The organism is Actinoplanes sp. NPDC051537 (assembly GCF_055586105.1).
The window spans coordinates 310,093-330,081 of sequence record NZ_JBVJIU010000010.1 but is presented as its reverse complement, the minus strand read 5'-3'; the positions used below and the strand labels follow the sequence as shown (position 1 = coordinate 330,081).

General features: G+C 70.3%; 18 protein-coding genes. 10 read left to right on the top strand and 8 right to left on the bottom strand.

All coding sequences use genetic code 11. The features are described from left to right. Nucleotides 1-3: 3 nt before the first annotated feature. Entirely contained in the window at nucleotides 4-822 is an 819-nt protein-coding gene (gene folP, locus ACZ6TB_RS25855; protein WP_465557970.1) for a dihydropteroate synthase, read from the bottom strand. Nucleotides 823-1,184: 362 nt separating this feature from the next. Here folP and ACZ6TB_RS25850 point away from each other — a divergent pair, with 362 nt between their 5' ends. The 7 genes from ACZ6TB_RS25850 to ACZ6TB_RS25820 all read left to right on the top strand — a co-directional run bounded on the left by ACZ6TB_RS25850 (nucleotide 1,185) and on the right by ACZ6TB_RS25820 (nucleotide 9,624). Further along, complete coding sequence (locus tag ACZ6TB_RS25850; RefSeq protein ID WP_465557805.1) at nucleotides 1,185-1,478, top strand: hypothetical protein; 294 nt, start codon at nucleotides 1,185-1,187, stop codon at nucleotides 1,476-1,478. Between the two features lies 1 nt (nucleotide 1,479). Further along, entirely contained in the window at nucleotides 1,480-1,842 is a 363-nt protein-coding gene (locus tag ACZ6TB_RS25845) for a hypothetical protein (RefSeq protein ID WP_465557803.1), read from the top strand. 103 nt (nucleotides 1,843-1,945) lie between these two features. Then, nucleotides 1,946-5,377 carry an ATP-binding protein gene (locus ACZ6TB_RS25840; protein WP_465557801.1) on the top strand — a complete coding sequence of 1,144 codons (3,432 nt, stop codon included), beginning with the start codon at nucleotides 1,946-1,948 and terminating at the stop codon, nucleotides 5,375-5,377. Next, nucleotides 5,374-7,362, top strand: a complete 1,989-nt coding sequence (locus tag ACZ6TB_RS25835) for an MFS transporter (protein ID WP_465557799.1) — start codon at nucleotides 5,374-5,376, stop codon at nucleotides 7,360-7,362. The genes ACZ6TB_RS25840 and ACZ6TB_RS25835 overlap by 4 nt, the downstream gene beginning before the upstream one ends. Before the next feature lie 5 nt (nucleotides 7,363-7,367). Next, entirely contained in the window at nucleotides 7,368-7,913 is a 546-nt protein-coding gene (locus ACZ6TB_RS25830) for a hypothetical protein (RefSeq protein ID WP_465557797.1), read from the top strand. Further along, nucleotides 7,910-9,022, top strand: coding sequence for a M23 family metallopeptidase (locus tag ACZ6TB_RS25825; RefSeq protein ID WP_465557795.1), 1,113 nt, complete (start codon nucleotides 7,910-7,912; stop codon nucleotides 9,020-9,022). The genes ACZ6TB_RS25830 and ACZ6TB_RS25825 overlap by 4 nt, the downstream gene beginning before the upstream one ends. A gap of 11 nt (nucleotides 9,023-9,033) precedes the next feature. After that, nucleotides 9,034-9,624, top strand: coding sequence for a hypothetical protein (locus ACZ6TB_RS25820; RefSeq protein ID WP_465557793.1), 591 nt, complete (start codon nucleotides 9,034-9,036; stop codon nucleotides 9,622-9,624). 1 nt (nucleotide 9,625) lies between these two features. On the opposite strand, the gene ACZ6TB_RS25815 is transcribed toward ACZ6TB_RS25820, so the two are convergent. After that, nucleotides 9,626-10,012: a hypothetical protein gene (locus ACZ6TB_RS25815; protein ID WP_465557791.1), complete on the bottom strand. Its 387-nt coding sequence runs from the start codon at nucleotides 10,010-10,012 to the stop codon at nucleotides 9,626-9,628. A 288-nt stretch (nucleotides 10,013-10,300) separates the two neighbouring features. On the opposite strand from ACZ6TB_RS25815, the gene ACZ6TB_RS25810 reads away from it, so the two are divergent. The 3 genes from ACZ6TB_RS25810 to ACZ6TB_RS25800 are packed head-to-tail and all read left to right on the top strand — an operon-like array spanning nucleotide 10,301 to nucleotide 13,844. Beyond that, nucleotides 10,301-12,895 carry an FtsK/SpoIIIE domain-containing protein gene (locus ACZ6TB_RS25810; RefSeq protein ID WP_465557789.1) on the top strand — a complete coding sequence of 865 codons (2,595 nt, stop codon included), beginning with the start codon at nucleotides 10,301-10,303 and terminating at the stop codon, nucleotides 12,893-12,895. Continuing rightward, entirely contained in the window at nucleotides 12,892-13,575 is a 684-nt protein-coding gene (locus tag ACZ6TB_RS25805) for a hypothetical protein (RefSeq protein ID WP_465557787.1), read from the top strand. The genes ACZ6TB_RS25810 and ACZ6TB_RS25805 overlap by 4 nt, the downstream gene beginning before the upstream one ends. 8 nt (nucleotides 13,576-13,583) lie before the next feature. Continuing rightward, on the top strand, nucleotides 13,584-13,844 hold the full coding sequence (locus ACZ6TB_RS25800; RefSeq protein ID WP_465557785.1) for a hypothetical protein: 261 nt from the start codon (nucleotides 13,584-13,586) through the stop codon (nucleotides 13,842-13,844). Between the two features lie 4 nt (nucleotides 13,845-13,848). On the opposite strand, the gene ACZ6TB_RS25795 is transcribed toward ACZ6TB_RS25800, so the two are convergent. The 6 genes from ACZ6TB_RS25795 to ACZ6TB_RS25770 form a co-directional block, all read right to left on the bottom strand. Further along, the gene (locus ACZ6TB_RS25795) at nucleotides 13,849-14,247 is read right to left on the bottom strand and encodes a RidA family protein (protein WP_465557783.1); all 399 of its coding nucleotides are present in this window, start codon (nucleotides 14,245-14,247) and stop codon (nucleotides 13,849-13,851) included. A 47-nt stretch (nucleotides 14,248-14,294) separates the two neighbouring features. Further along, nucleotides 14,295-14,942: a GTP cyclohydrolase I FolE gene (gene folE, locus ACZ6TB_RS25790; RefSeq protein WP_465557968.1), complete on the bottom strand. Its 648-nt coding sequence runs from the start codon at nucleotides 14,940-14,942 to the stop codon at nucleotides 14,295-14,297. Further along, nucleotides 14,939-16,951: an ATP-dependent zinc metalloprotease FtsH gene (gene ftsH / locus ACZ6TB_RS25785; protein WP_465557781.1), complete on the bottom strand. Its 2,013-nt coding sequence runs from the start codon at nucleotides 16,949-16,951 to the stop codon at nucleotides 14,939-14,941. Before ftsH ends, folE begins: the two co-directional genes overlap by 4 nt. A 249-nt stretch (nucleotides 16,952-17,200) precedes the next feature. Beyond that, complete coding sequence (gene hpt, locus ACZ6TB_RS25780) at nucleotides 17,201-17,776, bottom strand: hypoxanthine phosphoribosyltransferase (protein WP_465557779.1); 576 nt, start codon at nucleotides 17,774-17,776, stop codon at nucleotides 17,201-17,203. Between the two features lie 139 nt (nucleotides 17,777-17,915). Beyond that, nucleotides 17,916-18,866, bottom strand: coding sequence for a tRNA lysidine(34) synthetase TilS (tilS, locus tag ACZ6TB_RS25775; RefSeq protein ID WP_465557777.1), 951 nt, complete (start codon nucleotides 18,864-18,866; stop codon nucleotides 17,916-17,918). Then, on the bottom strand, nucleotides 18,867-19,928 hold the full coding sequence (locus tag ACZ6TB_RS25770) for a zinc-dependent metalloprotease (RefSeq protein WP_465557776.1): 1,062 nt from the start codon (nucleotides 19,926-19,928) through the stop codon (nucleotides 18,867-18,869). It lies immediately after the preceding gene. Nucleotides 19,929-19,989: the final 61 nt, after the last annotated feature.

Sequence of the window (19,989 nt, the reverse complement as noted above, 5' to 3'; positions counted from 1 at the left end):
CTCTCAGACGACCTTCTCAGGCGCGAGGCGCGGTGACCCGGAGGCGCGCCAGACGGCCAGGGCGTCGGCGGTTCCCCGTACGTCGTGGACCCGCACGCCCCACGCGCCGGCGGCCACCGCCAGGACCGACGTCGCCAGCGTGGCGGCCTCGCGCTCGCCGACCGGGCGCGGGTGGCCCTCGGCGTCGGCGAGCAGGCGTCCCAGGTAGGTCTTGCGGCTCGCCCCGAACAGGACCGGGAAGCCGAGGTCGACGACGACGTCGAGGCGTCGGGTCAGCAGCCAGTTGTGCTCGGCGTTCTTGGCGAAGCCGAGCCCCGGGTCGAGAATGATCTGTCGCGGGTCGACGCCCGCGCCGACCGCCGCGTCCACCCGGTCCAGCAGCTCGGCCCGCACCTCGGCCACCACGTCCTGGTAGACGGCCAGCTGGTTCATGTCGCGCGAATGGCCGCGCCAGTGCATCAAGATCCACGGGCAGCCGGCGTCGCGGGCCACGGTGGCCATCGCCGGGTCGGCCAGGCCGCCCGAGACGTCGTTGATCGCGGTGGCGCCCGCCGCCAGCGCCGCGGCGGCCACCGCGGCCCGGGTGGTGTCGATGCTCATCGGCACCCCGGCCGCGGCCAGGGCCTCGATCACCGGGACCACCCGGGCGATCTCGGTGGCGCCGTCGACCCGCGGGGCGCCGGGCCGGGTCGACTCGCCCCCGATGTCCACGATGTCCGCGCCGGCCCGATGGAGGGCCATGCCATGTTCGACGGCGGCAGCCACGTCCGTGTACCGGCCGCCGTCCGAGAAGGAGTCGGGGGTGACGTTGACGATCCCCATCACGACCGGGTGATCTCGACGGATTGCTTGTACGCCCGTGAGCTGCGCGTCTCTCGGCTGACTCGTCACGGAACGAGGGTAGGACGGGCGGGTTGTGGCACGTATGTACGATGGTTGGTAACTCATCTTCATTCACGCCTTTACGTTGCGTAACGTTTCAGGCGCTTGTAGGCAGGAAGTACGCGCCGTACTCTTCGGATCTGGGCATCATGAAGGAACCGAAGAGAGCAGACGAGCATGGCAGTGCCCGAACGGCTCACTCGACGCGGTGAGCTGGAAGTAGCACGATATGGGCGTCGCCGTGTGGCTACACAACTGCAGCGTGTCCGAATCCCCCTAACCGGACACGGGGAGGTTTATCAATGATCGCCACCGAGCTCGCCACGCAAGTGGTGACGGCGCTCCACCAGGGAACGCTGGCGGCAGCCGATCCCAAGGGCATCGACACACAAGGCATCGTCAAGTTCTTCGCCAGCAACATCGCGCCGATCCTGCTCGCGGTGCTCGGCGTGATCTTCATCGGACGAGCCAGCCGCGGCGAGATCTCCAAGGTGCTCACCAGCTCGGCCATCGCCATCGTCGGCCTGGCCTTCATCGCCGGTGCGGCGACACTCTTCTTCGTCGGCGACTACATCATCAACCTGATCTTCAACTGAGATGCGGCTTCGTACCGACGACGACATCTACCGGGCGCGCTTGGTCTATCTGGGTCCGCCCGGGTACACGCTGCCCATGCACCTCCCGTACGCGCAGTACGGCATGTTCGTCATCCTGGTTCCGCTGTTCATGGTGCTGCACTACCTGCTGACGTTCAGGTTCGACCCGTTCCCGGCGTGGGAGATCGCGCTCGCGATGGTCTCCACGTCGTACGTGTTCCGGCATGTCGATCCCGACCGGCCGGCCCGGGTCGTCATCCGCACCGCTCTCACCGACTGGCGCCGCACGCGGGAGCCCGCCGTGGAGCAACGCGATCCGAGACTCGTCGCCACTCGCATCCGGGTTCGGGAGGAGCTGGTATGACCAGTTTTGCCGTACGCTCCCTCGGGGTTGGCGCATGACCGGATCCCTACCGCACGGGCATCCCCGCGCGGATGCAGACACGCCGGGCAGGCAGAGTAACCCTATGCATTCGGACCGCTACTCCTCGTCCGATGCGGCCGACGTCAATGCCGACGAGTTCGTCGCCGCCCCCGGCCACGGCGCCGTCGGCGTCTTCCAGGCGCCGCAGCCGGTCCGGCCCCGCAACGGGGCGGTCGACACCACCCTGGACATCGACTCGCCGTTCCTCGACCTGTTCGGCGGCGCGCCGGTGGTCGAGCCGCAGGTCTCGCCCGCGGCGCCGGAGTCCGATGCGGAGTTCGACTTCGGGTTCGACTTCGACTCCCCCGGCCCGGCGCCGTCCTCGCCGGCCGCTCCCCGGTCCGCGCCGCCCGTCGCCCCCCGCTCCGCGCCGCCCGCGCCGTCTTATGGGCCGCCGGCCGCTCCGCTTTCCGGGCCGCCGGCCGCCACGCCGCCGCCCGCATCGGCCTCCGCGGCCGCACCTCCGCCCGCGCCGGCCTCGGCGCCACCGGCCGACGGTCCGGCCGGCGCCTGGGGCGTGCCGGAGCCGATCTCGCCCTTCAGCCGCGCCCCCGTCGGGCCCAAGGCCGACTTCTACCAGGAGGCCCAGACGCCGGCCCCGGCCGAGTCCTGGCCCGACTTCGACGCCTGGCCGGCCACCCCGCAGGCGGGCATCGCGCCGCCGGCCGCCACTCAGGACGCGGTGGCGACCCCGCCGGCCGCGCTCTGGCAGACCGTCGGCGCGGGCGCCTCGGCCGTGGAGCCGTACGCCCCGCCCGCCCAGGCTGAGCCCGAGACGGCCCTGCCCGTACCGTCGCCGGTCAAACCGCCCGCCAAGCGCAAGGAGAAGTCTCCCGCCCGCAAGAAGGACAAGGAGAACCTCCCGGTCCGGGCGAAGAAGGAAGTCAAGCCCGCGCCGCTGCGCCCGCACAAGCTGAAGTTCAGCGACCGCGACCCGGCCATGGAGCTGGCGATCAGCGAGATCGCCGGGCACCTGACCTTCACCCAGAGCACGGTCACCGCCTGGTACTACCTGCCCGAGGTGCGGTGGGCCTTCCGGCCCGACGCCGAGCGCGAGGCGCTGCTGTCGGCGATCTCCGAGCAGTACGCCGGCCTGGCCGGGTTCCGCCTGCACCTGCGCCGCACCAACCGGCCCTTCCCGGCCGACGAGTGGGCCCGCACGGTCGACTCGTTCACCGCCAAGCCCCTGCCCGACGTGCGCGGCGCGACCTCGTGGTCCGACCACCTCGTCGCGGCGCAGCGGCACCTGCTCTCGGTCAACCACGCCGAGGGCCAGACGTACCTGGGCGTGACGTTCGCCCGGCGGTCGCTCGGCGACACCTTCGCCGAGCGGATCATGCGGGTCTTCGGCCGCGGCACCACCGACGGCGAGCGGCGCAAGCTGGGCCGCACGGTCGAGCAGTTCGACGAGGTGCTCAACGCGTTCGGCATGCGCGGCCGCCGGGTCGCCCCGGCCGAGCTGGAGTGGCTGCTCTACCGCTCGGTGGCGCTGGGCATGGCCCCGCCGACGATGCTGTCGCCGATCACGAACGGACAATGGGAGACCGGCGATCTGCTTGCGCTCACCGAGCAGGTGGAGCGATACCGTACGCCGTACGGGTCGACGGTCAAGCTGGTGAACCGGATGACCGGCGAGGAGCGCCACGTCGCCGTCCTCTCCGTGGGCCGGATGGAGCCGCTGGAGATCCCCGAGAAGCACGAGCCGTGGCTGCACTTCCACGAGCGTCTGCCGTGGCCGATGGAGCTCTCCTCGCGGCTGGACATCCTCGGCTCCGGCAGCTCGTTCAAGAACCTCGAGCACCGGCTCCGGATGATCCGGTCGCAGCAGCTGGACTACGCCGAGCACGGCATCGACGCGCCGCCCGAGCTGGAGCGGCTGGCCAAGCGCGCGCTGGTGATCGGCGACGAGATGACCACCGGGCTGCCGGTGGAGTCGGCCCGGGCCCACGGCTGGCACCGGATCGCGGTCAGCGGCGCCACCCGCGAGGAGTGCCTCGAGCGGGCGCGCCGGCTCATCCAGCTCTACTCGCGCGAGCTGCGCATCTCGCTGCAGCACCCGAAGAACCAGGACCAGCTGGCCCGCGAGTTCATCCCGGGCGAGCCGATCGCGAACACCGGCTACGTCCGGCGCATGCCGGTCAAGCTGCTCGCGGCGGCGCTGCCCCAGGCCGCCTCCACGGTCGGCGACCGGCGGGGTGACCTGATCGGGCGTACGGCGGGAACGTGCCGCCGCCCGGTCTTCCTCGATCTCCATTTCCCGATGGAGGTGCGGGAGCGTTCCGGCCTCGGCGTCTTCGTGGCCGAGCCCGGCGGTGGCAAGTCGACGCTGATGGGCGCGCTGGGCTACCTCAACGCCCGGCGTGGCGTGCAGGTGACCCTGCTCGACCCGTCCGGGCCGCTCGCCCGCCTGGCCCAGATGCCGGAGCTCCGGCCGTACTCCCGCGTCCTGAATCTGACCGGGTCCGAACAAGGCACCCTGGCGCCGTACGCGTTGATCCCGACGCCGGTCCGCTCCGAGTTCCCGACCGGTCCGGGCGGTGACCGGGAGTTCGAGATCTCCGTCTCGAACGCCCGCGCCGAGCGCCGCATGCTGGTGCAGGACATCTGCTCGATGCTGGTCCCGCCCCAGGTCGCCAAGGAGGCCTCGACCGCGACCCTGCTGCGGCACGCCGTCCGGCAGGTGCCGGCCGAGGAGTCGTCCACCCTCGACGACGTGGTCCGCACGCTGCGCGGCCTCGACGACGACGAGGGCAAGGAGCTTGCCAACCTGCTGCTCGACACCGCCGAGATGCCGCTGGCGCTGCTGTTCTTCGGCTCGCCGCCGCAGCACCTGCTCGGCGCCGACGCGGCCCTGACCGTCATCACGATGGCCGGCCTGCGGCTGCCCGACCTGAAGATCGAGCGCGAGTACTGGTCGGCCGAGGAGGCCCTGGCGCTGCCGATGCTGCACACGGCGCACCGGCTCGCGGTCCGGCGCTGCTACGGCGGCTCGATGTCGTCGCGCAAGATGGTCGGCCTCGACGAGGCGCACTTCATGGAGGGCTGGCGGTCCGGCCGCTCGTTCCTGGTGCGGCTCGCCCGAGACTCCCGCAAGTGGAACCTGGCGGCGCTGGTGGCCTCGCAGAACCCGCGGGACATCCTCGGCCTCGACGTGCAGAACCTGGTCTCCACGGTCTTCGTGGGCCGCATCGCCGAGGACCAGGAGATCGCCTCGGAGGCGCTGCGCCTGCTGCGGGTACCCGTCCACGACGGCTACGAGGCGACGCTGGCCTCGCTGTCGCAGGTCGACACGTCCTCGCACAACCGCCTGGGTTTCCGCGAGTTCGTGATGCGCGACGTCGACGGCCGCGTGCAGAAGGTGCGCGTGGACGTGTCCTACGTCGAGGGCCTGCTGGAACACTTGGACACCACGCCGGCCGCGACGAAGGCGCCGCAGACGGCGATCCCGATGTCCGCGTCAGACCTGGAGGCATGACAATGGCACGGCGGGCCTTGGCGCTGGCCATGACGATGTTCGTCACGGTGGTGGCGTCAATCGTTTGGGCCGTGGCCGCGCCGGGAGCCGCAAACGCGGGCGTCGGCGGGGGCGTGCTGAAGGCTCCGAACGGGGCGTGCAACACCGAAGAGTGGCAGCAAGACTTCAAGTCTTGTGTCAGCCGGTTGACCGACGTCAGCGCCAGCCGTGCTCAATGCCTTCTGCCGCCCACTCCAAGCACGCCGGACTCCGGTCTCGCTGGATGGTTCGCGGAGCGTCCCGAGTCGTCGACCAAGCCCGGGCCACAGGGGCTTTACAGCCAATATGGTTACGCCGGCTACAGCTATACGACGTATGACTTGGACAGCGGCTGCGCGTCAACGCTGATAGATCCTGACTACAAATTCGAGACAACCGTCGCCAATGGCGAGTTCATGATCGCGACAGCGATCATCGGCGCGTCCAATGCCCTCCGAGAGCGTGCGTGGGATCCCCAATCGCTTTGGGGATGGGCGGATCCGCTGGTGCAGCAGGCCACCCAGGCGGTATACGAGAAGGTATTCAGCGTCTTCGGCGTCATCACGCTCGCCATCGTCGGTCTCTATCTACTCTGGCGGTCTCGTCAAGCTGACATGGGTGCAGCAACGACAACAGCTGGGTGGGCAATTCTGGTCATGGTCGCGGTTACCGCCATCGCGGCGTGGCCCGTTCGCTCGGCCAATCTCGCGGATCAGAGCCTGATCACCTCGTTGGGCGTTGTCCATGACGCGGTCGGTCCGCGTGCCCTGAACACGCCAAGCGGCAAATGTGACGACCCCACTCCGGGCGCTTGCGACGACAATCGGCCACCCGCGGTTCGGGCCAGCGATACGTCAACCGAAACCATGCTCTATCGCAACTGGTTGCGTGGAATCTTGGGCTCGGCGGATAGCGAGACTGCGAAGAAGTATGGACGGGCGCTTTACGACGCCCGCTCACTGACCTGGGACGAAGCGCAGAAGATTCGCGACAACCCAGAAACGCGCGAAGGAACGCTGAAGGCCAAGAAGGCACAGTGGGAGAAGGTCGCTGAGCAGGTCAAGCAGGAGGATCCCGAGGCCTACGAGTATCTGCAAGGCGTCAACGGGATGGATCGCATCGGCGCCGGCTTCATCGCAGTGCTGGCGTCGATCATGTTCGCCATGTTCGATGTGACCGCGTCGGTGCTGGTGTTGCTCGGCTTCCTGATCTTCCGGTGGGCGGTCATCGCGGCGCCGATTCTTGGCACCGTTGGGCTGTTGCGCCCGGCCAGCGCGGGCATCCGGCGGCTGGGCAACGCGGTCGTTGCCGCCATCTTCAACATCGCCATCTTCGGGACCGGGGCGGCGATCTATCTCTTCGCCGTGGATTTGATCATGAACACGGCAAGCCTGCCCGGCTGGCTGCAGGTCGTGCTCGTCTGGCTCTGCGGCGTCGTCGGCTGGCTGCTGCTACGTCCGTATCGGCGCATCACGCAGCTGGGCGGCAAGGACGGCACGCGGGCGATCGCTTCGGCTGGGCAGTGGCATCGGCGGTTCTTCCGGGACATGCGTGAAGCGGCCAAGCTGGACGTCGCCGAGGGCGGGGGCACGCGCGAGCCGACCATGGGCAAAAACGGTCGGACCGTCTACGCCGATCAGAGCAACCTGCGGCCCGAGGCTCGTCTCGAGGACCCGGCGCACAACGCGTCGAGCCGTGAGCTCGAGCCGGTCAGGACCGGCGGCCGTGAGGTCGTGCCGGCGCAGACGCGTCCCGATGGCAGCGAGTCCGTGCACGACGCCCCGCCGACGACCGGCGATCGGCCGCGGCAGGAGCCGGCCTCGGCGCCGTCCCGAACCCGGCGTGGCGCCGGCTGGACCGAGCCCGACGTGTCCGAGCAGCCGGCCTCGTACGCGATCTATCGACCGGAGACCGGGAACACCACCCGGGAGCCGGCGACGCCTCGGGTGCGCTCCGAGGCTAAGTGATCGGTATGCCTCGGTTTCTCGAACTCGGCCTCAATGGGATCTTCCGCTCGCGCGTCGGCGTCGCCATCGTCATCGTTGCCCTCGTGGCCGCGGTGGTGGGCATCGGCCGGATCTTCGCGGACGGCGGCCATGACTCGCCCACGGTGAGCGTCGCCTCCCCCGCGCCTGCCGTCAGCATCGACCCGAGCGATGACGACAGCGTCATCGACACGGCGGCGCCGCCGAGTCCGTCGACCAGCCCGGGGCGGGCTCAGCCGGAGACGGTGGCCTACGCATTCGCGTCGGCGTGGTCCAACCACAAGGGCATCACGCCGAAGAACTGGCGGGATCGGCTGCTGCCGAACTCCACGAAGAACCTCGCCGACGAGCTCAGCGGCGTGGATCCGGCCGGGGTTCCGGCCGATCGGGTGGTCGGCAAGCCGGCGCTCGTGCCGGTCAGCGCCACCGTGGTGACCGCGGTCGTCACGATGGACTCGGGCAAGCTCACCCTTCGCCTGGTCTCGCCGGACGGGCACTGGCTCGTCGACGGCATCGACTGGGACAACTCATGAGCCTGCCGCGACCACGCAAGGTAGTCCTGCTGGTCGCGCTCGTGGCGACGCTCGCCCTGCTCTGCTGCGGAGGCAGCGTCACCGCCATCCTGCTGGGCGGCCTCAACGACAACGACGCCAAGCTCAACGCTTCGCTCGGCTGCGGCAAAGGCGGCCCGGTCGACCCCGACTCCAAGCTGCCCCGGATCCGGCAGTACGGCGCCGCGCAGATCCGGAACGCCGCGATCATCATCAACGTCGGCTCGGATCTGAAGATGCCTCCCCGGGCCTGGGTCATCGCGGTGGCCACCGCCATGCAGGAGTCCCGGCTCACCAACCTCGGCAACCTCGGCTCGCGGAACGACCACGACTCGCTCGGGCTGTTCCAGCAACGGCCGAGCTCCGGGTGGGGCACGCCGGCGCAGGTCACGGATCCGGTCTACTCGAGCACCAAGTTCTACGAGAAACTCAAGACCATCGCGGGCTGGGAGACCATGCCGCTGACCGAGGCGGCTCAGCGGGTGCAGGTCAGCGCCTATCCCGACGCGTACGCGAAGCATGAGCCGGTAGCTACCCAGATGGTCAATGAGCTCGCGGATGGCGCGGCCGGCGCCGTGGGAAGTTCGATCAGCATGGTGTGCGCGTCGGCCGGGCAGATCGCGGCCTCGGGGTGGACCATTCCGCTCAAGGCCGTGGTCGGCTCCGGCTTCCGGACCGCGGATCGGCCCACGCACCAGGGCGTCGACCTGATCGTCGGGCGGTACACCCCGATCGGGGCGGCGGCCAGCGGCATCGTCTCGAAGGTCAAGTGCGATGAAGACCACAGTGGCCGGCAGACCTGCAACGTCGACGGCTACCCGGGCAAGGGCGGCTGCGGCTGGATGGTGGAGATCCAGCACGCCGGCAACATCATGACCCGGTACTGCCACATGGTGCAGCGGCCGTTCGTGAAGGAGGGCCAGGAGGTCAAGGCCGGCGAGATCATCGGCCGGGTCGGCACCAGCGGCAATTCATCCGGGCCTCACCTGCATTTCGAGGTACACCTGAACAATGACCGGTCGAGCGCCGGCGCGATCGACCCGGTTCCGTTCATGAAGGAGCAGGGCGCCCCGCTGGGAGGTGAGGGATGACCGGAGGATCCATGCCCGACCCGTTCGCCGCGCATCCCGAGTGGGCGCTGGACCCGCCGCGCTCGATCGTGCCCACGCCCGCGAACATGAGCGGCCAGCTGCGTGGCCGTCGGGTTCTGGTCGGCTTGCCGGGGCACGGCTGGCGTGCCGATCTGCGCGCCGACGAGAAGGTCGTGCAAGGTAGCCGTACCTATGTGCCGGTCATGGTCGAGTCCGAGTGGTATCGGGCCGAGGCCGAGCAGACCGAGGTCTTCGCGCCGCTTGTGCCGATCGAGCGGGTCTGGGTGGAAGAGTTCGGGATCGCGGGGTCGCTGTCGGCCGATCGCGGGAACGCGCCGCGGCTGGTGTCGCTCGACGAACCGCCTCGCCGGGAACCGACCGCCGCGCTTGACGCCGGCGCCATCACGGGGCGGCGGGTGGTGCGGATGCTGGAGGACGGCGGCGAGCGGCGGAACCTGCGAGCGGTGACGGAGCTGCACACCAACGATGTCGGGGATGTCTGCGCCCGCGTGGCTGGGGAACTCGACTGGTATCGGTGGGCGTGGAGCGGGAAGGCTCCGAAGACTCTGGAAGTGCCCGCTCACCTGCTGTGGGTCGAGTAACTCACGACAGCTTCGTAGCGCTACAGGCTCGCCAACCGTCCTCGTCGACCACACCGAATCTCCATGACTCGGTCCGTCGGCTTACAGTGTTTCCCTCCGACGAACCTGCGATGGTGAGGTCGGCGCTGACGTTCTTGTCGGACTTGTCGACGTCAGTCACGGTCAAGGTACTCCAGGTCGCATTGACCTTTACATCGAAGTTCTTCTCACGATTGATCATTTCGACGCGAAGACCCGAGAGCGCCGCAAAGTCGCCGCCGGACTTGCACGTGAACAGCGAGGCTTCCTTGTCGTCCCGGTCAACGAGGTAGGCCCGCAGGAAGCTGTCCACGACCGCGTCCGGGGCGGTTCGCTTGATCTCGGTGGCCTGGTCGTAGATCAGGAACACGACGCCGGCGCCGCCTAGGCAGAGGATTGCCAGGACGCCTCCGAGGATTGCCAGGATCAGGCGGGGGCGGTTCGCGCGGCGTTTGGGGCTCGTTGACACGGGCACCGCGGGGGGCGGGGCTCCTCCGGTCACGGGCTCTCGCGGCTGCACACATACGACAGTAATGCCTCCCGGCACCCAGACCCGCCCACACCACCCACGATCGTGAATGCGCGCCGCGCAAGGTGGTCGGGCCCGGGAACGCGATGTGCGCCCCGGTCTGGGATAAGTTTTATCCGCACACAGGAGGTGAGGGCGGTGGCGGATTCGGGTTTGCGGGTCCAGCAGGCTGCTGCCCTGCATCGGCAGGCCGTCGCCGCGGTCGAGGCGGCCGAGGTCGCGCTCGAGGCCGAGGCGCCGCCCGCCGCCGACCCGCTCGAGCAGCACTCGCTGGCCGAGCAGTTGCGGGCCGCGGCGGCGGTGCTCGCGCCGGGGTGGCTCGGGTCGCCGCTCGAGGCTCAGTCGGCCAGCACGCCGCTCGGCGGCGTCTACCCGCCTCAGTTCGTGCGCCTCGGCATCGCCCAGCCGCTCGACGACGCCAGCTTCCCGGCCCTCGTCCCGCTGCTCGGCACCGGGCACCTCACCATCGACGCCAACGCCACCGACAACCGCGTCTTCGGGCTGCTGCGGTGTTTGCTGCTGCGGCTCGTGGCCGCCGCGCCGGCCGGGTCGCTGCTCGTGCGGGCCGTCGACGGCGTCGGCGGGGGCGCGGTCTTCGAGCCGTTCGCCGATCTGGCCGACGCCGGGCTGATGTCGCCGCCCGCGACCGACCGGCAGGGGCTGCTCGATGTGCTCGCCGAGGCCGACAAGTGGCTGCGGCCGGGGCGGGGCGGGCCGCCGCGACGCGCCCGGCGTGACCGGATGATGCTGGTCGTCATCGCGAGCCTGCCCGCACAGACCGAGGGCGAGGAGCTGCGGCGCATCGCCGCCCTGGCCCAGCAGGGGCCCGACTCGGGACTGCACCTGATCGTCGCCGGGTGGCCGCCCCCGCCGCTGACGGCCGAGACGACCCAGCCGCCGCTGCCCCGCACGACCACGGTCTCGGTGCGCAACCCGTACGCGGTGATCGGTGATCCGCCGGGCGCGACCTACGGCTCCGCGCCCGAGGCCACCTGGTTGAACGCTCCCGTCTTCCTCGATGAGGACCCGCCGCCGCACCTGGTCGACGCGGTCTGCCGCGAGCTGGCCACGCACTCGGCCGCCGCCTCCCGGGTCAGCCTGAGCGACCTGCTGCCCGAGCCGGGCGAGGAGCTGTGGGGCGGCGACGCGGCCGACGGGCTGGGCACGATCGTGGGCCACGACGGCGACACCCCGCTGGTGCTGCGCTTCAACGACCTGACGCCGCACTGGCTGGTGGGTGGCCGGTCGGGCGCCGGCAAGACCGCCTTCCTGATCAATGTGCTGTACGGGTTGGGCGCGCGGTACAGCCCGGCCGAGATGGCGCTCTACCTCCTCGACTTCAAGGAGGGCGTCTCCTTCGCCGAGTTCGTGCCGACCCAGCGCGACCGCACCTGGCTGCCCCACGCCCGCGCGGTCGGTGTCGAGTCCGACCGCGAGTACGGCCTGGCCGTGCTGCGCGAGCTCGACGCCGAGATGACCCGCCGCTCGGTCGCCTACAAGCGGGCCGGCGTGACCCGATTCGCCGAGCTCCGGCAGGCCGCCGACGACGGTGTGCAGAAGAAGCTGACCCGCATCCTCTGTGTCATCGACGAGTTCCAGGTGCTGCTGGCCGGCAACGACACGATCGCCACCGAGGCGGTGAGCCTGCTCGAGTCCCTGGCGCGCAAGGGCCGGTCGTACGGCATCCACCTGATCCTGGCGAGCCAGACGGTGCTCGGCGTCGAGGCCCTCTACGCGAAACGTGACTCGATCTTCGGCCAGTTCCCGGTGCGGATAGCGCTGCCGGGCGGCGGCGACGTGCTCGAGCCGACCAACGACTCGGCCGCCGGTCTGCCGCTGGGCACCGCGGTCGTGAACACGGCGGGCGGCCTGGGCGGCCCGCGCGGCGCCACCCGCGGGCACGAGAAGACGGTCCGCTTCCCCGACCCGCACGCCGACCGCGACGTGCTGAGCGCGCTGCGGCACAAGCTGTGGGGCGCCCGCGATCCCGAGGCGACGCCGCCGCGCATCTTCGCCGGCTACGCGCACCAGCATCTCGCCGACGACCCGACCTATCGCGCCGCGCTCGCCGGCCGCGCGGCCCGCCCGGCCGCCCTGGTCGGGCGCGTGATCGACGTGAACCTGTCGACCGCGGCCTTCCCCCTCGACTCGTCCCCGGGCCGCCACCTGGCCATCTTCGGCTCGCAGGCGTCCGGCTCCGAGGTCCTCGACGCGGCCGCCCGCAGTGTCGCCGCGTTCCACCCGCCGCGTACCACCCGCTTCGTGATCGCCTCGCTGGTCGCCGAGGGTGACCGGCTCGCCGAGGCCCTCGCCGCCGAGATCGGGCACCGGCAGGAGGTGGCGCTGGTCGACGCGGCCGGCCTGGCCACCGCCATGGATCTCGATCGCCCGGGCTACGTCGTCGTGTTCGGCATGGACGCGGCCGGCCCCGGCGGCCTGCCCGGCCTGCGCCGCCTGCTGCGCGAGGGACCGGGCCACGGCGTGCACCTGCTGTCCTGGTGGCGGGGCATGCGCCGGTTCAACGAGGAGACCGGCGGCGTCGGCGGCCGGGAGGACGTGGCCGGCCTGCTCTTCCTCAACTGCTCACCGTCCGATGTGGGCCTGATGCTGGGCCGCCCGGTCGACTGGCACCCCCGGCCGAACCGGGCTCTGCTGCACGACCGCCAGGCCGACCGCACGGTCAACGTGGTGCCGTTCGTGCAGCCGGAAGGCGACGAGCCATGACGGATCAGCAGGAACAGGCGACCGCCGCGATCCCGGCCCAGGCCACGCCGCCCGCGCCGGGACCCTGGGCGGACTATCTGGCGGCGGCGCAACGGCTCGACGCGGTCCGCCGGGCCGCGAGCCAGGCGGCGGGCGAGCAACAGGCGGCGGCTTCCGCGGCGCGTCAGGAGCTTGCGGCCGTACGGGATCGACTGGCTCCCCAGCATGCGCGGCTGGTGCGGGATTTCGGCGTACCGGAAACCGAATTGACGCCGCACCCCGCCGAGCTGGAGTCCGCCTCGTTCGCCGTGGCCGGCGGTTCGGCCGCCGTGCTCGCCTCGCTGCAGCAGGCCCGCCGCACCGCCGACGCCGCGGACGCCGCCATCATCGGACCGGGACCGGCCCGAGCGCTGCGACCGTGGGCCCGCAACCTGCTGGTCTACGGACCGTTCGCGGCCGCCGTGCTGCTCGTGCAGATCGTGCTCTACCTGGTCGCGCCGCAGGGCTCGGTGCCGACGTACGCGCTGCTCTGCGGCCTGAGCATGCCGGTGCTCGCGTTCGGGCTCGGCTGGGTCACGATCGGCTTCGTCTACGGCGCCACCAGGCCGGTCGACCGCACGCCGATCCTGGGCGCGGTCGTCTGCCTCACGCCGGTGCTGCTGACCTGCATGGGCGTCGGCCTGCTGGCCTTCTTCCGATAGGAGACTTCGTGGCGAACGTCGAGGAAGTGAAGGCGCACGTGGCCGCCTCGGTGGACGGCGCGGGCCGGGCCGTCAACGGCATCCAGCAGGTCGGCGACCAGCTGGACGACGCGCTGGCGCTGCTGCGGATGACGGCGGTGGGCTCGTTCCACCCGTCGGTGGCGTCGGCGATCGCTCAGCTCGAGCAGGCCCGCCTGCGGCTCGACGAGGCGGCCCAGCTGACCCGGGCCGCGATGGACGCCGCCGACCGCTTCCGCGCGATCATCTGAAGATCTAGAGCGCCGCGGTCAGGTCGACCTCGATCAGCTGGCCCCGATAGCCGAGCGACGCCACCCCGAGCAGCGTGCTGGCCGAGGTGAAGGCCGGCGCGAGCGGCGACGCGTTCAGCCGCTCCCACACGCCGGCGAGCACCGCGCTGTCCGGGCTCACCACGTAGATGATCGAGCGGACCACGTCCTCGGGCGCCGCACCGGCCGCCTCCAGCACGGCGAGGCAATTCGCGATGACCTGGTCGGTCTGGGCGTCGAAATCGCCGGCCGTGCCGACCACCTCGCCGGCCAGGTTGAGCGGGCACTGCCCGGCCAGATGCGCGATCCGGCCCTCGGACGAGATCGTGACGTGGCTGTAGCCGGCCGGCTCGTGGACGGTCGGCGGGTTGAATTTCTCGATCACCGGGTCAGTATCGCGAGGCGCCGCGGGACGGGGACACCGAATTACCGCTAGCGGGCGTTGATCAGCGCCATCGCCTCGGCGCGCACCTTGCCGTCGGTCTGGAACGCGCCGCGGACCGCGCTGGTCACCGTGCGGGCGCCGACCTTGCGGATGCCGCGCATCTCCATGCAGAGGTGCTCGCACTCGAGCACCACGATCACGCCGCGGGCCTCCAGCCTCTCCAGCAGCAGATCGGCTATCTGGGAGGTGAGACGCTCCTGCACCTGGGGGCGGCGGGCATAGACCTCGACCAGGCGGGCGAGCTTGGACAGGCCGGTGATCCGGCCGTGCGTGCCCGGGATGTAACCGACGTGCGCGACGCCCTTGAACGGGAGCAGGTGATGCTCGCACATGCTCATCACCTCGATGTCGCGGACCAGCACGAACTCCTCGTGGTCGGCCTCGAACGTCGTGGTGAGAACCTGGGCGGGGTCGACCCGAAGGCCGGCGAAGAGCTCGGCGTAGGCGCGGGCGACCCGGGCGGGAGTCCGCTCCAGGCCGTCCCGGTCCGGGTTCTCACCGATGGCGATGAGGATCTCCCGGACCGCCTTCTCGATCCGCGCGAGGTCGACGGCGTGCTCGACCGGGGTGCCGGTGAGCTTGCCGTCGACCAGACGCGCGGCGAGATAGTCGAGGTCGTCGTCGTCGCTGATCAGTTGCTGCCTTCCGCGATCCCATTCGGGTTCGAGCCGACCGCGAACTGCCCATCGGCCTCGGCCTGCGCCTTCAGCTTCTCCCGCTCGGCGGGGGTGAGCACCGGCGGCGCCTCGGACGGCAGGCGCTTGCCGAAGCCGTTGAACGGCGACATCGGCGGGCGCTTGACGACCCGGGCGCAGATCCGGTCCATGTCCTCGCGGGTGATGGTCTCCTTCTCCATCAGCTCGAGGACCATGCTGTCGAGCACGTCGCGGTACTCGACCAGGATCTCCCACGCCTCGTCGTGCGCGAGCTCGATCAGCGCCCGAACCTCCGAGTCGATGTCGGCGGCAACCGAGTCGGAGTAGTCCCGCTCGTGGCCCATGTTGCGACCCATGAACGGCTCGTCCCCGCTGGTGCCGTACTTGACCGCGCCGAGCTTGGAGCTCATGCCGTACTGGGTCACCATGGCCCGGGCCAGACCGGAGGCCTTCTCGATGTCGTTGCCGGCGCCGGTCGTGGGCTCGTGGAAGACGAGCTCCTCGGCGGCGCGGCCACCCAGCGCGTAGGCCAGGGTGTCGATCATCTCGGCGCGGGTCTGCGTGTACTTGTCCTCGGTCGGCAGGACCAGCGTGTGACCGAGCGAGCGGCCACGCGGCAGGATCGTCACCTTGTGCACCGGCGCCGAGTGCGGCAGCGCGTACGCCACCAGGGCGTGCCCGCCCTCGTGGTAGGCGGTGATCTTCTTCTCGTTGTCGCTCATCGCCCGGGTGCGGCGCTCGGGGCCGGCGATGACCCGGTCGATCGACTCCTCGAGGAAGTAGTTCGAGATCGCCCGCTTCTCGTTACGGGCGGTGAGCAGCGCTGCCTCGTTGATCACGTTGGCCAGGTCGGCGCCGGAGAAGCCGGGCGTGCGACGGGCCACCGCGTCGAGGTCGACGTCGGGCGTGAACGGCTTGCCCTTGGCGTGCACCCGGAGGATCATCTTGCGACCCTCCATGTCCGGGTTGTCGACCGCGATCTGCCGGTCGAAACGGCCCGGGCGCAGCAGCGCGGGGTCGAGGATGTCGGGCCGGTTGGTGGCCGCGATCAGGATGACGCCGCCCTTGGTGTCGAAGCCGTCCATCTCGACCAGCAGCTGGTTGAGCGTCTGCTCGCGCTCGTCGTGACCGCCGCCCATGCCGGCGCCGCGGTGCCGGCCGACGGCATCGATCTCGTCGACGAAGACGATCGCCGGCGCGTTCGACTTGGCCTGCTCGAAGAGGTCGCGGACGCGGCTCGCGCCGACACCCACGAACATCTCGACGAAGTCCGAGCCGGAGATCGAGTAGAACGGCACGCCGGCCTCGCCCGCGACCGCGCGGGCCAGCAGCGTCTTACCGGTTCCGGGCGGGCCGAACAGCAGCACGCCCTTCGGGATCTTGGCGCCGAGGGCCTGGTATTTCGCCGGGTTCTGCAGGAAGTCCTTGATCTCGTAGAGCTCCTGCACCGCCTCGTCGGCCCCGGCCACGTCGGCGAACGTCGTCTTCGGCGTGTCCTTGGTGATCATCTTCGCCTTGGACTTGCCGAAGTTGAGCACCCGGGAGCCGCCGCCCTGCATCTGCGACATGAACAGCAGCAGCAGGACCACCAGAATGGCGATCGGCAGCAGGTTGATCAGCAGGCTGAAGAGGATGTTGTCGCCGGAGACGGTGGTGTTGATCGTCCCGGTGATCCGGCCGGCGGTCTTCGCCTCCTGGACGTCCTGCCAGACGGCGTTGGTCGACTCGTATGGATACTGAGTCTCGATCTTGTCGGTCGTCTTGCCTTCGAACCGTTCGGGGCTCGCGAGGTCGATCTGGAGCGTCTGCTCCTTGTCCTTGATGACGACCTTTTTGATGCCCGGCTGGTTAAGGCGATCCTGCGCAACCGAGGTATCGACGCGCTGGTAGCTCGGACCACTGGTGAAGAACGAGCTCAGCGCGATAACGCCGATGATCACCAGAATGATCCAGACCACCGGGCGGCGGAAGAAACGCGTACGCTCCATGCTGTTGTCGGGCGGCGAGCGCCCGGACCCTCCTGATCGGCGTCCTGGTCACCTCAACGTCGCCGCGGGCGCGGCCCCGACGGCGTTTAGTGACACTGCGCCATCGGTCACTCGACGGTACACCGTGGGTGCCGTTCGCGAACCCGTGAGCCCGGTGGCCGGACAGCCATGCGTCCCCGTCCGTTCAGCCTGCTTTCGTGTCAAATCCACCCATAAAGACGAATTCTGAGAACAGGCTGAGAAAGTGGTTCAGCTACGGGCGTAGACCTCGGGCTTCAGCACACCCACGTAGGGCAGCTCACGGTAACGCTCGGCGAAGTCCAGACCGTAACCGACCACGAACTCGTTCGGGATGTCGAAGCCCACGTACTTCACCGGGACCTGCACCTTCACCGCGTCCGGCTTGCGGAACAGGGCGACCACCTCGACGCTCGCGGGTGACCGCGATTGAAGGTATTTCATCAGCCACGAGAGGGTCAGCCCGGAGTCGACGATGTCCTCGACGATCACCACATGCCGGCCGGTGATGTCGCGGTCCAGGTCCTTGAGGATGCGCACCACGCCCGAGGAGGTGGTGCCCTGCCCGTAGGACGAGACGGCCATGAACTCCATCTCGATGGACGGACCGTGGTGGCCGAGCGCCCGGGCGAAGTCGGCCATGAACATGACCGCGCCCTTGAGCACGCAGACCAGCAGGACGCCGCCCTCGGCGCCGGTGTGGTCGGCGGAGACCTGCTTCGCCAGCTCGGCGGTCTTTTCCCGGATCTGCTCCTCGGAGATGATCACGTGATCGATGTCGGCGTCGTACCAGGAGCCGTCAGCCATGACGGTAAGACTGCCGCATGAAGGTTGCGGTCCGTCGCACGGGGCCGTAGTCCGACGCTGTGGAATCGCGGGAAAACTGCCCCTTCCGCCGCCCAAGCCCGGCGAATCAGGCACGGTGAGTGACAGTTCTCACAGGGGGTCAGGGCACTCGAACGAGTTCACCACGCACCCGGCCGACCCGGATCCCGCCAGGCAGGTACACCGGCCCCTGACCATGCCATTCGGTGATCAACGCGTCGAGGGCGCCGACGTGCCGGTGCGACAGAGCCGAGCCGGAGGCGCCGAGCTCCTTGGCCCAGGCGTGCAGCACCCGCGTCCGTACGGCGTCGTTGAGGTCTGCAAGATCAAGAACTTTCAGACCGGTTTTCCCGTACGCCGTGAGCAGCGCCGTTGTCGCGATGGCATCCAGGGCGGCGTTGTCCGCCGCGATCTGCGCCGCCGACCGGGCCAGGTTGGCCACCACCGCCGGCCCCAGCGCCTCCACCAGCGCAGGGAGAGCCGCGCCGCGCACCCGGGAGCGGGCGAACGCGGGATCGACGTTGTGCGGGTCGTCCCATGGCGCCAGCCCGAGCGCCGCGCAGGCCTTGCGGGTGTCGGCCCGCGCCACGCCCAGCAGCGGCCGCAGGAAGATCCCCTTTTGCGCCGGCATCCCGGCGATCCCGCGCGGCCCGGCGCCCCGGGCGAGCGCCAGCAGCACCGTCTCGGCCTGGTCGTCGCGGGTGTGCCCGAGTAGTACTGCCACGGCGCCGGTCTTCTCGGCCACGTCGGTCAGCGCCGCGTACCGGGCCGTCCGCGCCGCCGCCTCCGGGCCGCCGGGCAGTCCCGCCACCGACACGGTGGCCACCTCGACCGGCGAGAAGCCCGCTTTTATCGCCCATTGTTCGACATTTCGGGCCCGGGCGTCGGAGCCCTCCTGAAGCCCGTGATCGACCGTGACCAGCCCGACCTCGCGGCCGACGAAGCGGGCGGCGGCGGCCAGCGCCAGCGAGTCGGCGCCGCCCGAGCAGGCGACGAGGACGAGCCCCGCCGGCGGGAGCGAGCGGCGGACGGCCTGCCGCACCGCCGCGACCGCCGCCGGGATGCGCGCCATCTACCCCTCGATCGACGCCTGCGGCCCGTGCACGCGGGACACCCACGCGTCCGGGTCGCCGAGCTCCTCGAGCCGGGGCAGGGTCAGCGGCGAGTCGAAGACCTTGTTGAAGCCCTCCATGCCGACCCGCTCGACCACGCCGTGCACGAACTTGCGGCCCTCGGCGTACTGCCGCATCTTGACCTCGATGCCGAGCAGGCGGCGTACCGCCTTCTCCAGCGGGTTGCCGGTCTCGCGCCGGCGGTTGAACTTCGAGCGGATCGACTCGACGCTCGGGATCACCTCGGGACCGACACCGTCCATCACGAACTCGGCGTGCCCCTCGAGCAGCGTCATCAGCGCCGTGAGCCGGTCGAGGACGGCCTTCTGCGCCGGCGTCTGCACGATGTCGATCACCGAGGCCCGGCTCTCCGGGTCGCGCAGCGCCTCGGACATCGTCGCCACGCCCCGGCGCAGGCGCTCGAGGATGTGCTCGCCGCTCTGCGACGCGTCGGTGAACGCCTGGACCTCGCCCAGGAAGTAGCCCCGCATCCAGGGCACGGCCGTGAACTGCGTGCGGTGGGTCACCTCGTGCAGGCAGACCCACAGCCGGAAGTCGCGCGGGTCGGCGCCGAGCTTGCGCTCGACCTCGACGATGTTCGGCGCGTTCAGCAGCAGCTGGCCCGGGTTGCCGGAGAACACCTCGTACTGCCCCAGCACGCGGCCGGAGAGATAGGCCAGGACCGTGCCCGCCTGCACGCCGGTGACCCGCGACCCGATCGCGTCGGCGAAGCCGCCCGGCTGCCGCTCGCCGGAGAGCCGGGTGACCAGCGGGATGATCACCTGCTTCAGGCCCTCGATGTTGACCGCGGCCCAGTCCTTGCGGTCGACCACGCGCACCGGTGGCACCTCGACCTGGGAGGTCAGGCCCGTGTATTCCGCGACGTGGCCGGCGGCCTCGTCGGTGAGCGCCCGCAGCTCGGACACCACCTGCATCGCGTCTTCGTAGGAGACCGCGGGCCCGGATTTGGAGAGGGCGCCGGCGGTCGCAGCGGCCAGATCCCAGTCAACGAACTGCGCCATGAACCCACCGTACCCGCGGATTTCCAGCCCGCACTCGGGGTGAACCCTGACTCCGCGGCCT

What these genes read in the sequence shown, in the direction of transcription:
- folP (WP_465557970.1), bottom strand. Translation starts at nt 822, where the DNA reads ATGGGGATCGTCAACGTCACCCCCGACTCCTTCTCGGACGGCGGCCGG.
- ACZ6TB_RS25850 (WP_465557805.1), top strand. Translation starts at nt 1,185, where the DNA reads ATGATCGCCACCGAGCTCGCCACGCAAGTGGTGACGGCGCTCCACCAG.
- ACZ6TB_RS25845 (WP_465557803.1), top strand. Translation starts at nt 1,480, where the DNA reads ATGCGGCTTCGTACCGACGACGACATCTACCGGGCGCGCTTGGTCTAT.
- ACZ6TB_RS25840 (WP_465557801.1), top strand. Translation starts at nt 1,946, where the DNA reads ATGCATTCGGACCGCTACTCCTCGTCCGATGCGGCCGACGTCAATGCC.
- ACZ6TB_RS25835 (WP_465557799.1), top strand. Translation starts at nt 5,374, where the DNA reads ATGACAATGGCACGGCGGGCCTTGGCGCTGGCCATGACGATGTTCGTC.
- ACZ6TB_RS25830 (WP_465557797.1), top strand. Translation starts at nt 7,368, where the DNA reads ATGCCTCGGTTTCTCGAACTCGGCCTCAATGGGATCTTCCGCTCGCGC.
- ACZ6TB_RS25825 (WP_465557795.1), top strand. Translation starts at nt 7,910, where the DNA reads ATGAGCCTGCCGCGACCACGCAAGGTAGTCCTGCTGGTCGCGCTCGTG.
- ACZ6TB_RS25820 (WP_465557793.1), top strand. Translation starts at nt 9,034, where the DNA reads ATGCCCGACCCGTTCGCCGCGCATCCCGAGTGGGCGCTGGACCCGCCG.
- ACZ6TB_RS25805 (WP_465557787.1), top strand. Translation starts at nt 12,892, where the DNA reads ATGACGGATCAGCAGGAACAGGCGACCGCCGCGATCCCGGCCCAGGCC.
- ftsH (WP_465557781.1), bottom strand. Translation starts at nt 16,951, where the DNA reads ATGGAGCGTACGCGTTTCTTCCGCCGCCCGGTGGTCTGGATCATTCTG.
- hpt (WP_465557779.1), bottom strand. Translation starts at nt 17,776, where the DNA reads ATGGCTGACGGCTCCTGGTACGACGCCGACATCGATCACGTGATCATC.
- tilS (WP_465557777.1), bottom strand. Translation starts at nt 18,866, where the DNA reads ATGGCGCGCATCCCGGCGGCGGTCGCGGCGGTGCGGCAGGCCGTCCGC.
- ACZ6TB_RS25770 (WP_465557776.1), bottom strand. Translation starts at nt 19,928, where the DNA reads ATGGCGCAGTTCGTTGACTGGGATCTGGCCGCTGCGACCGCCGGCGCC.